The following is a 12,101-nucleotide window of genomic DNA, read 5'->3' as shown; positions in this document are numbered from 1 at the left end:
TTTTTGCTATTCTTAAAAAATTTAAAATTATTACAGAAAAATATCGTAATCATAGAAAACGATTTAGTTTAAGATTTAATTTAATTGCTTCAATTTATAATTTGCAATTATTATAGATAGCATAGAAGATGTATTTAAAATTAAATAATTTAAATAAAAAAGTCATTTTTCGTTGTAGGAAAATATTAAATTTTTAAATAAAAAACATAATTAATGAAAATTATAATTTGCTATTAGTATCTTTTTAAAAATATTTACAATTATTTTAATAGGTTATTCAAAAAGTCTAATGAATTTAATTGATGCTTTAATGTTAAGCGATGTGTTACCAACAGGGTATGAAAATGTTATTAAAAAAATTGATTTAAAACAAATTAATAATATTGATATTATTGGTGATGGGCCAATTGGTTTAGGCATTTTATTGTTATTAAATAAATATAATAAAAAAATTGATATTTATGGTCATCATAGTCAAAAATTAAATTATTTTAAAAAAATGGGGGCGCATAAAATTTATGATAGTACTTTAACTACTTTTTATATTAAATATGATTTAGTAATTGAATGTGTAGGTAATGACCGGGGTACTTTTGAGCAGGCACAACAAATGATTAATTTTAATGGTACAATTATTATAATTGGTGTTTTTAAAAAACCAGTTGTCTTTAACTTACAACAATTATTAAATCAAAATATTACTATTCATAACGGAATTTTAAATTGTTATACTTTAAAAGAACTTGTATTAAAAATTGAAAATAAGGAAATTATTCCAAAGTATTTTAGTATCAAAAACTTTTAATAAAAATGAAGTGTTAAAAGCATATGAAACTTTTATGGAGACAAATATTTTTAAAGTTGTTGTGAAATTATAACAAGCAATAGAATAGGGTGAAGGAAAGAAATGGATTTTTTTCAAAAATTAAAAGCAAAACGTGAAGAAAAAAAACAGATTAAATTAGAAAAGGCGTTACGTAAAACACGTTTAACCTTTTCTAATGATATTAAAAAATTAGCACATAAGTATAAAGAATATGATGACCAATACTTAGAAGAATTAGAAGAAATTTTAATTGCAAGTGATATGGGAATGAATATGGTTTTACAAATTACTAATCAAATTCGTAAAAAAGTACGAAAAGGTTGAAGCATTGAGGACACAAATGATTATTTGGTTGAAGTAATTATGGATTTATATAATAATCCAAAAAGTAAACAAAATAAATTAAATATTAAAGACCAACGCTTAAATGTTATTTTGTTGGTTGGTGTTAATGGTGCCGGTAAGACAACAACTATTGCTAAATTAACAAAACAATTTCTTGATCAAAATAAAAAGGTCCTATTAGTTGCTGGTGATACTTTTCGGGCAGGGGCGGTTGAACAATTAAACCAATGAGCAGAACGTTTAAATGTTAATATTGTTAAACCGTTAAAAGAAGGGCAAGATCCAGCTAGTGTTATTTATGATGGATTAGTTAAAGGAAAAAAAGAACAAGTTGATATTATTATTATTGATACAGCGGGACGTTTACAAAATAAAGTTAATTTAATGAATGAATTAAATAAAATTAATCGTATTATTCAACGCGAAATTCCCGATGCTCCACATGAAACCTTATTAGTAATTGATGGGGTTACTGGTCAAAATGGTATTTCACAAGCAAAGAATTTTTCGGAGGTAACCGATGTTAGTGGGATTGTTTTAACAAAAATGGATGGTACGGCTAAAGGAGGTGTTGTTTTAGCAATTAAGGACCAATTAAACATTCCCGTTAAGTTAATTGGTTTGGGTGAGCAACCAACTGATTTACAAGAATTTGATATTGAGCAATATATTTATAATTTAACCAAAGATTTATTTAACAAGGATGAAGTGGAAATAGAATAATGAAAGATTTGGCAAAATCAAATGAGTTAATTCTTTTATATGAATTATATCGGGAATTATTAACAACAAAGCAAAGAGAATATTTTGAATTATATTTTTTTGATGATTATTCATTAAGTGAAATTGCAGGGTTAAAAAATGTTTCGCGTAATGCTGTTTATGATTCATTGGTAAAAATTACAAATGCTTTGCATAAATTTGAAAATAACTTACAATTAGGTTATAAGCAACATCAGCGAGATATCATTTATCAAGAATTTGAAAATATTAAGGAATGTGCTGGATTAATAAAAAAATTAAAAAAAATTGATAGTGATTAAGGAGAAAATAAAATGAATATTTTAATGATTGGTGATATTTATGCACAAGCTGGACGGACAGCTGTTAATAAATATTTGCCACAAATAATAAAAAAATATAAGCTTGATTTAATTATTGCAAATGGTGAAAATACTACCAATGGGAAATCATTATCAAAGCATCATTATAATGAATTAAAAGAAATGGGGATTAATATTATTACTTCCGGAAATCATATTTTTCGTAATCCAGAAGTTTTAAATTATATTGAAGAAGTAAATGATTTATTAAAACCAGCAAATATTAATTCGTTTACACCTGGAAAAGGCACAGTTGTTATTAAGATTAATAATAAAAAAATTCGTGTGACTAATTTAATGGGTCGTAGTTTTATGGACCCAGTAGATAATCCATACACAATTTTTGAAGAAATTATTAATAATGATGATAGTGAGCTTCATTTTGTTGATTTTCATGCCGAAGCTAGTGCAGAAAAATTAGCTTTTGCTTGGAATTATGATGGTATTATTACTGGTTTTTTTGGAACGCACACTCATGTTCAAACAGCAGATAATCGAATATTGCCAAAAGGAACAGCATATATTACCGATGTTGGGATGTGTGGTAGTTATAATTCAATTATTGGGGCAAATCCAGAAGAAATTATTCTTAAGGAAAAAACTGGTTTACCAGTGCGTTTTGAACCAGCAGCTGAAAATGATAAATTAATTTTTTCAGCGGTATGATTACAAGTAGATGATAAAACTAACCAAGCAATAAAAATTGAACGAATTTTAATTCATCCAGAAAATGAAACTGATTTTTTAGGATAATAAAGGAGTAACTTAAATGACTAGTTTAATTAAAACGAATGTAATCATTATTGTTGTTTGTATTATTCTAGGAATTTTTTTGTGTTGTTATTTTTTTCTACGTTGTTATCGTCTTTTAAACAAGAAAACAAAACGATGAGAAATTCAATTACCTGAATATATCGAACATAAACACTTTCTTACTTCTGATCAATATGAATTATCAACATTAGGAACAATTGATAAAACTGGTCAGGATATTATTTTAGCAGTTCATGATTTATACGGTAGTAAGGAAAATTTTACTGGTTTAATTAATAATGAAATATGAGCTAAGCATAAAGTTTCAGTAATTGCTTTTAATCAACGCAATGTCGGAGATAATGTGCCAACTAGTATTAAAAATGTTGGAGTTTTAGTGAATGATATTATTGACGTAATTACAGCATTAAAAAATAAATATGAACAACAAAGAATTATTTTATTATTAGAAGGATTTTCATGTGGTTTAATTAATTTATTATTGAAACAAAAATCATTAATTGAAAAAGTTGTTTTTGTTAATCCAATTACAAATTTAAATGGAATAAGATTTTCAATGATTAGCAAAATTGAGATTGGATTTGATTTTTTATTTAATTTAAACAAAACTCTTAAAATTCATATTGATTATCAACTTTTAAGTCAAAATGAAGATTATAGTACTTTAATGATGGAAAAAGAACAAACTTATTTTTTAAATCAAATTTTACAATTTAATTATCTTAATAAAAAGATAGTAAAACAAATTAATAATCTTAAAGTAAAAACTTTAATATTACAAGCAGAGGTTGATAAATTTTATGATACAAAACAAGTAACTTTAATTAATAATGGACTAGTTAAAATAAAAAAAATTGAAACAGCAAAACATTACTTATTCACTAATCAAAATATTAGTGTTGAAATTCTTACCGAAATAATTAATTTAAATTAAAATTAACTAATTTTTAAGTTATAATATACTTGTTGTCAAGTAACAACATAAAACTTATTCAGAAGTGGTTAGTACGCTAAGCAATGATCCACTAGCAACCCTATATTTAACTAGAAGGTGCTTTTAGCAGGGCAAAATGATATGCTACCAATAAGATTTATTAGTTATTGAATAGAACTTAACTATTAATTTATATGTAAACATATTGTTATTAATGCCACATTATTCTGATGTGGTTTTATTTATGATTAAGGAGAAGAAAAAGATGGGAAAAGAGCGAATTTTATTTACATCAGAATCAGTATCAGAAGGGCATCCTGATAAGATTTGTGATCAAATTTCAGATGCTGTTTTAGATGCATGCTTAAAAGAAGACCCCTTATCACGGGTAGCATGTGAATGCTTTATTACAACAAACCGGGTTATTATTGGTGGTGAGATTACAACAAAAGCAAAAGTTGATTATGCCAATGTAGCACGTAAAGTATTAAAAGAAATTGGTTATAATGATGCAGAATGAGGAATTGATTGACAAATTTGTGAAGTTGAAATATTAGTTAAAACACAATCACCAGATATTTCACTTGGTGTTGATAAAGATGGAGCTGGTGACCAAGGAATTATGTTTGGTTATGCAACAAATGAATCAGATAATTATATGCCGTTAGCAATTTCTATTGCTCATGCTTTAGTAAAGCGAGCAAGTATGCTACGTAAAAAAGGAATGTTTATTGGGGCACGACCAGATATGAAATCACAAGTAACGTTAGACATAACAAATGCTAAACATATTTATATTGATACAATCTTAATGTCAATTCATCATGATGAAGATATTGATGAAGCTAAATTTAAACACTTTGTTATTACGGAAATTATGGAACCAGTTGTGCAAGAATTTAAAATGAATTTAGATTTTAAAGTTTTAATTAATCCAACTGGTCGATTTGTAATTGGTGGACCAAAAAGTGACGCTGGGTTAACAGGGCGAAAAATTATTGTTGATACATATGGTGGATATGCACGGCATGGTGGTGGTGCTTTTTCGGGAAAAGATGGAACAAAAGTTGATCGTTCAGCAGCATATATGGCTCGTTATGTTGCAAAGAATATTGTTGCGGCAGGATTAACTGAACGATGTGAGATTCAATTATCTTATGCGATTGGAGTTGCTGAACCGATTTCAATTTTTGTTGAAACATTTGGAACTAATTTTGTTGCAAATGATATTATATTGAAGGCGATTAAAGAAAATTTTGATTTTCGCCCCCAAGCAATGATTGAAACGTTAGATTTACAAAAACCAATTTATCAACAAACGGCAACTTATGGGCATTTTGGTCGTTACCATACTGAACTACCATGAGAAAGATTAGATAAAGTTCAAAGTTTAATAAAATATTTACCAGATGTTTAATTTTTAGATATAATTAACATAAAGAATAAAAATAAGAGGAGAAAAACTAATGAAGTATAAGTTAATTGCTCTTGATTTGGATGGTACAACAGCAAGGAGAAATCGAATTTCAAAGCAAAATGTTGCAGCAATTAAGTGAGCATTGGCAAATGGGATTAAAGTGATTATTGCAACTGGGCGTAGTATTGGTGCGATTAGAAAAGTTGCAAAAAAATTAGGCATTATTGAAAATAAAATGCCAGTAATTGGTTTTAATGGTGGCATAATTTATGATTTTGCGAAAGAAAAAATTCTTCAACAAAATGTTTTTTTTAATGATGAATTAATCAATGTTTTTTATCTTGCTAATGAGTGTAAAATTCAATTATGAGCATATTCCGTTAAGAATGAACATTTTGCTTATGTTAATACTAAGCATAGTTTGATGACTAAATGAATGAGTTTTCACACAAAACGAAAAAGAATATTAGTATATGATCCTACTACTTTACATGACCAAGCTTACAAGTTTGTTGTTAGTGGTAAAAAAGAGAATGTTCTAAAATTTAAAGCAAAACTTTTAGTAAAATATGAATTTAATATTTTTGATTGGTCATATTTGCCAAATCAAAGTTTAAATTTAGAAATTAGTCCAAAGGGTAGTGACAAAAAAGATGCTTTAGAATATCTTGCTAAAATATATAATATTCAACCAGCAGAAATTATTGCGATGGGTGATGGTTCAAATGATTATGAAATGTTAAAATGAGCTGGCGTTGGAATTGCGATGGGAAATGCTAAAGCGGATATTAAAACTATTTCTGATGATACGACTGCCCATTATCGTCGTTCAGGAGTAGCAAAAGCAATTAATAAATATTTTAAAAAATAAAAAATATCATCAAAACTATTGATATTTTTTTTGTTTTTTTTATAATTAATGTGGTCGTAATTTAAAAACAAAAAGTTTAGTATAACTAAACAAAATTACCAAAGGAGGGTTGTTTATGTTACTAGGAGAGAAAATTAAACTATTACGTCAAAAAAATAATTTAACAATTGAAGAATTAGCAAATCGTTGTGAATTAACGAAAGGCTTTATTAGTCAACTTGAACGCGATATTTCTTCTCCGAGTATTGAAACACTAGAAAGTATTTTAGAAGTTTTAGGCACCAACTTAGCAGATTTTTTTAAACAAGAAAAAAATAGAAAATTCGTTTATGCAGCAGAAGAACATTATAAAGTTGAACAAAATGATTATCGAATTGAATGATTAGTTCCTAATGCGCAAGTAAATGAATTAGAACCAATTTTAATTCAAATTAAGCCGCAAGGAGAATCAGAACGGATATTACCATTTGAGGGTCAGATTTTTGGTTATGTTTTGAAAGGAACAGTGTTAGTTTATTCTGGGCAAAAAGTACAAACAGCACATACTCGTGATAGTTTTTATTTATATGGTAATAATCAACACTATTTAAAAAATGAAACAAATGAAATTGTTGAGGTATTATGAATTTCAACACCACCAATATTTTAAAAGATTAGAAAAGGAGCAGGAGCATTGGAAACAAATATTTTAGAGTTACGAAACATTTCAAAACAATATGAAGGAAAAGTAGTTTTGAAAGGAATTAACTTAAACATTAAAGAAGGAGAATTTGTCACATTACTAGGACCATCAGGATGTGGAAAAACAACAACATTAAGAATTATTGCTGGATTTGAACAACCTAATAGCGGAGAATTATTATTTTTAGGAAAGGACTATTTAAAAACGCCAGTTCATAAACGAGAAGTTAATACTGTTTTTCAAAATTATGCTTTATTTCCGCATTTAACTGTTTTTGATAATATTGCTTATGGTTTAAAAGTTAAACGCAATAAGTATGATGTTATTGAAACTGAAGTAAAGAAATTTTTACAATTAGTAGGATTAGAAGGTTTTGAAGATAAATCAGTTGAACAATTATCGGGTGGTCAATGCCAGCGCGTTGCATTAGCACGAGCATTAATTAATAAGCCAAAGGTTTTGTTATTAGATGAACCAATGGCTGCATTAGATGTTAAGTTACGAAAAAAAATGCAAGCAGAATTAAAAACTTTGCAAGGAGAAATTGGAATTACTTTTATTTTAGTAACGCATGATCAAGAAGAAGCATTAACATTGTCTGATCGTATTATTGTAATGAATGATGGAGCAATTCAACAGGTTGGAACACCAGCGGAAATTTATAATGAACCAGAGAATTTATGAACAGCACAATTTATTGGTGACTCAAATATTATTTCAAATGCAATTTTTATTAAAGATAATTTAGTATCAATTGATGGCAAAAAAATTGTTTGTGTTGACCGTGGATTTAGTGAAAATGAAGAACAAATTGATATTATTATTCGTCCTGAAGATATTGACATTGTTCCAGTTGAGAAAGGATTTTTCACAGGAACAGTTAAAAGAGTTAATTTTAAAGGAGTTCATTGGGAAATTATTGTTAAATGTAAAGAACGAAAATATTTAATTCATTCAACAGATAGAGTTGAAGAAGGTGATCAAGTTGATATTTCATGAAATGTTGAAGATATTCATGTTATGTGGAAAGAGATTGATGATTAAGGAGCAAGAATGATGGAAAACAAAAATAAACCAATAAAAAAAGGTAAAGGATGATTTAAAAAACAAGGTAGTAAAATTAAATCAATTATTCAACATTTTGCTGCTTGATGTCGAACAAAATATTTAAATACTTCTTATCATGCAAAACAAAACAAATGGTTTAAAAGAGGGTTCAATTTAATTTTATGGCCATACCTTATTATTATGAGTTTATTAATTGTTGTACCATTATTAATTATTTTATTATATTCGTTTATTCAACCAACGGGAAATAGTTTAGTTTTTGAAATTAATTTTAAAAATTTTGTAACTTTTTTTTCAGAGCAAAAATTTGTTATTGCACTATTATTAGCTTTAGGATATTCATTAATTGCGGCCTTAATTGCAATTGTGATTGCTTATCCAGTTGCTTATGTGATGGCATTTTGTAAATCAATACTATTGTCAAAAAATATTTGAATTTTAGTAACCTTACCAATTTGAATTAATATGTTACTAAAAATTATTGGATTACAAACAATGTTTAATATTATTGATCCAAGTTTACTTGGAACCCCAATTTCGGTTGTTATTGGAATGGTGTATGCATTTTTACCATTTGTAATTTTACCAATTTATAATAGTTTAGATAAAATTGATACTTCATTAATTGAAGCTTCAAAAGATTTGGGAGCAAATTGTTTTAAAACATTTTGAAAAGTTATTTTTCGTCAATCAATCCCAGGTATTATTGCAGGTGGAACATTATTATTAGTGCAAGCAGCAACTTCGTTAATTATTGTTAAATTTATGGGGATTGGTCGTATTAATTTAATTGTTGATGTAATTGAAGCATATTTCTTTAAAGGAGAAAACTTTGGAATTGGCGCAGCAATCTCAGTTGTCTTAGCCCTTATTGTTTTTTTAATTATTGTGCTATCAAATTCATTATCAAAATATTTTGAAACAAGAAAGGGGCGTCGCAATGAAAAAGTTTTTTAAATCATCTTATATGGCATTAATTATGTTATTCATTTATATTCCAATTATGATTTTAATTTTATTTTCATTTAATAGTGGTGAAAGTATGAGTATTTTTAATGGTTTTTCTGATCTTTGGTATAAACAACTTGCTAGTGAGCAACCTTTTTTACAAAGTATTATTGTGTCAGTTTTTACAGCAGTAATTGCAACTGTTGTCTCAGTTATTATTGGCACTTTAGCTGCGATTGGATTAAGTCGAGCACGGCGAGTTACACAGAAAATGACATTATCAATTACTAATATTCCATTAATTAATGCTGATATTATTACAGCTGTTTCGTTGATGATGTTATTTATTGCTTTAGGAGCAAATTTTGGAATGTTAACATTAGTTTTAGCACATATTTCATTTGATGTTCCATATGTAATTATTACAGTATTACCACGTTTACAGAAAGTTGATCCAAAATTAATTGAAGCTTCATTAGATTTAGGTGCAAAGCCCTCACAAACTTTGCGAAAAATTATTTTACCAATTTTAAAACCAGCAATTATTGCAGCTGCAGCAATTGCCTTTGCAATGAGTTTTGATGACTTTATTATCTCTTATTTTACTGGTGGTGACGATGTCAATGTTGCAACTTTTATTTATACAATGAAAAGAATTAAACCTTTTATTAATGCTTTTGGTACGATTTGTATTGCAATTATTGGAGTTATTATTATTGGATGAAATGGATGAAATGTTTATAAAATTAATTATAATAAATTTCGCCGAGAAATGTTAAAAGGAACTTATAAAGATAAAGATATTATGTGCTATGAAAAGAAATTAGCCTTTCTTTATCATCAATTAAATAATAAAAAAATTAATAATGAAAAACAAAAAGAACAATTACGCTGAAAAATTGTTAAACTAGAAAAAAAATATGATAAAAGTGTTTTATGAATTAAGAATAAAAAACAAACTTTTATTGAACGGCAAGAAACCAAAGAAAATATTAATAAAATATCACGAAAAAAATTCCGTTGATTGGCAAAAAGTTGAAAGTCATTATCATTAGTAACAATTTCAGTTGGCTCAATTGCTTTGCTAACAGCAGTTTATATTAAAAATAATATTTATGATTTAGCAGTAGCAAATTGAGGTGAATATATTACTTCAGATTTAATTAGTAAGTTTGAAAAAAAATATAATGTAAAAGTTAAATATAGTGTTTATGATAGTAATGAAACATTGTATAACAAATTATATACGACACATTATGACGTGATGGTTCCAAGTGACTATATGGTTAATAAGTTAGCGCAAGAAGGACGTTTAGAAGAAATTGATTATCAAAAATTAAATGATGTTGATAAAAATTTCAACATTATTAAACCTAATCCAAATTATCATGGACAAGATGTCAAAGAACGAACAGTTGGGAATGAATATTTTAATGATTTAAATGTTGATGTAGCAACAGTACAAAAAACAAATCCAGAATTTTATCAAAATTGTATTGTTCCTTCTACTTTGGATCCAACAACAGCAAAATGTTTTGATAAAAATTATGCGGCATCATTAGCTGATGGATTATTAAATGTTTTAAATAAAAATAAATTGAAAGATGCTACTCAAAAAACAATTGTTAATTATAGTTTACCTTATTTTTGAGGAGAAGTATCACTTGTGATTAATCCAACAGAAAGTAACTTAAAATTTTTAGATGAGATATTTGCTAAAGCAAATCAATATTTACTAACAACAGCTCAAGGAAAATTTGGTTATCAACGTGCAGAGTGAGAACCTAGTATAAATCGCGATCAAATTAAACTTAATGATGTTGAAAATAATAAGATTATCTCAAATGGCATTTCATGGGATATTTTATGACAAGCAGCCGCAGCAAATAAACGAGTTTTAATTAATAATGATCCACGAAATTTATTTATGTTAAATACTGAAAAAAATTATTTCAAACCAGTACCAACAACGCAAATGGAAGTTGATCATGGTTACAACGAATTAGCAACATTGTTAAAACATAATAATGTTGCCTTAATGAATGATGAGTTAATCAATGCAGTTGGTGATGGACGTTTTGATTTTGCTTTTATGTATAATGGGGATGCAATTTATGCGGATACATTATTTGCAAAGAGTCATGAAGAAGCGAAGGGAACAAAATTAATTATTACCCGCCCACGAGCAACAACGGCATGAACACCAGAAACAGTTGAAGGAACTAACATTTGAAGTGATAATATGGTTTTATCAAAAAATGCTAGAAATCAGGAGTTAGCTTATAAATTTATGAATTTTATTATTCAAAATTCATCAGCATTAACAGAAGAAGCTAATTATACTTCACCATATCAACAAGTAATGGATTATGAAAATAATTATAATTATTATCGTAATGGTCATGATCCAGAATCTGGCGCAATGATTAATTATCAACGTGATTATGTTCCTGTAGCGAAACTTAATGAGAAGGGAATGTATGTTGCTCAACCAGAAATGGCCGATAGACCATTTGAAATAACTGATATAGATGGTTATGTATTAAATAAATATAATATTTTAATTGCTGGGAAAAACTAATAATTATTTTTTAACATTAAATTTTAATTAACAAAAGGAAAATAAAAAATAAGATGATTATATAGTAATTTGAAAGTAGGGGAGAACAATTAAAAAGCAGGGGTATTTTATGTTTACAATTTTATTCGGAGTATTAGTTACATTAATTTATTTTTTATTTTCTTTTCGTGATAATACTTATCAAAAAAATAAACCTACAACAGATTTTAATAACAATATTTATCAAATTGTTTTTACTAATAAATATAATTTGCCATTACTTAACAAAAATATTATTCCAAATCCGCTTCAGATAACTGAACAAATGCTTGGGATTTCAATTGAAGAAATTTTAGGGTATCGTGTAAGTGAAGTGCAACAAATCAATCCCTTTCTGAGTTGATTTGTTGCACTTCACTTACACGATACCCTTTTGCTAGTGTAAAAGCAATTGTCTTGTTATCGTTATCACTATTTAATGTTCACTTTTGAGACTATAAATTAATAGCAAAGCAAAAATGAAATTTAAGTATTTTTATTAGACTTCTTGCATAACCTATTAAAATAATTGTA

The 12,101-nt window shown here is 27.1% G+C and carries 12 protein-coding genes and 1 pseudogene; all 13 read left to right on the top strand.

Annotated features, from left to right (window positions below; all coding sequences use genetic code 4):
• Positions 1-116 (top strand): annotated as a pseudogene (locus EHU54_RS02355) (IS5/IS1182 family transposase); the annotation flags it as partial.
• A gap of 173 nt (positions 117-289) precedes the next feature.
• Positions 290-805 carry a zinc-binding dehydrogenase gene (locus tag EHU54_RS02350; RefSeq protein ID WP_400248737.1) on the top strand — a complete coding sequence of 172 codons (516 nt, stop codon included), beginning with the start codon at positions 290-292 and terminating at the stop codon, positions 803-805.
• Between the two features lie 102 nt (positions 806-907).
• On the top strand, positions 908-1,894 hold the full coding sequence (ftsY, locus tag EHU54_RS02345; RefSeq protein ID WP_400248736.1) for a signal recognition particle-docking protein FtsY: 987 nt from the start codon (positions 908-910) through the stop codon (positions 1,892-1,894).
• The gene (gene ylxM / locus EHU54_RS02340; protein WP_126820697.1) at positions 1,894-2,214 is read left to right on the top strand and encodes a YlxM family DNA-binding protein; all 321 of its coding nucleotides are present in this window, start codon (positions 1,894-1,896) and stop codon (positions 2,212-2,214) included. The genes ftsY and ylxM overlap by 1 nt, the downstream gene beginning before the upstream one ends.
• Before the next feature lie 12 nt (positions 2,215-2,226).
• Positions 2,227-3,027, top strand: a complete 801-nt coding sequence (locus tag EHU54_RS02335; protein WP_400248735.1) for a TIGR00282 family metallophosphoesterase — start codon at positions 2,227-2,229, stop codon at positions 3,025-3,027.
• Between the two features lie 16 nt (positions 3,028-3,043).
• Positions 3,044-3,982 (top strand): hypothetical protein, encoded by a 939-nt coding sequence (locus EHU54_RS02330; protein WP_400248734.1) that lies wholly within the window; start codon positions 3,044-3,046, stop codon positions 3,980-3,982.
• Positions 3,983-4,247: 265 nt separating this feature from the next.
• Complete coding sequence (metK, locus tag EHU54_RS02325; RefSeq protein WP_400248733.1) at positions 4,248-5,399, top strand: methionine adenosyltransferase; 1,152 nt, start codon at positions 4,248-4,250, stop codon at positions 5,397-5,399.
• 49 nt (positions 5,400-5,448) lie between these two features.
• On the top strand, positions 5,449-6,270 hold the full coding sequence (locus tag EHU54_RS02320) for an HAD family hydrolase (protein ID WP_400248732.1): 822 nt from the start codon (positions 5,449-5,451) through the stop codon (positions 6,268-6,270).
• Between the two features lie 115 nt (positions 6,271-6,385).
• A complete protein-coding gene (locus EHU54_RS02315) occupies positions 6,386-6,919 on the top strand; it encodes a helix-turn-helix domain-containing protein (protein WP_400248731.1) in 534 nt (177 codons plus the stop codon).
• Between the two features lie 24 nt (positions 6,920-6,943).
• Entirely contained in the window at positions 6,944-7,996 is a 1,053-nt protein-coding gene (gene potA / locus EHU54_RS02310) for a spermidine/putrescine ABC transporter ATP-binding protein (protein ID WP_400248730.1), read from the top strand.
• A 12-nt stretch (positions 7,997-8,008) separates the two neighbouring features.
• A complete protein-coding gene (gene potB / locus EHU54_RS02305) occupies positions 8,009-8,977 on the top strand; it encodes a spermidine/putrescine ABC transporter permease (protein ID WP_400248729.1) in 969 nt (322 codons plus the stop codon).
• Complete coding sequence (locus EHU54_RS02300) at positions 8,961-11,549, top strand: extracellular solute-binding protein (RefSeq protein WP_400248728.1); 2,589 nt, start codon at positions 8,961-8,963, stop codon at positions 11,547-11,549. Before potB ends, EHU54_RS02300 begins: the two co-directional genes overlap by 17 nt.
• Positions 11,550-11,658: 109 nt before the next feature.
• Entirely contained in the window at positions 11,659-11,973 is a 315-nt protein-coding gene (locus EHU54_RS02295) for a hypothetical protein (RefSeq protein WP_400248727.1), read from the top strand.
• The last annotated feature ends 128 nt before the right edge of the window (positions 11,974-12,101 follow it).

This window comes from Spiroplasma sp. ald, from assembly GCF_044714355.1.
GTDB classification, from domain to species: domain Bacteria; phylum Bacillota_I; class Bacilli_A; order Mycoplasmatales; family Mycoplasmataceae; genus Spiroplasma; species Spiroplasma phoeniceum.
The sequence above is the reverse complement of the archived record's forward strand: the minus strand, read 5'-3'. Positions and strand labels throughout refer to the sequence as shown.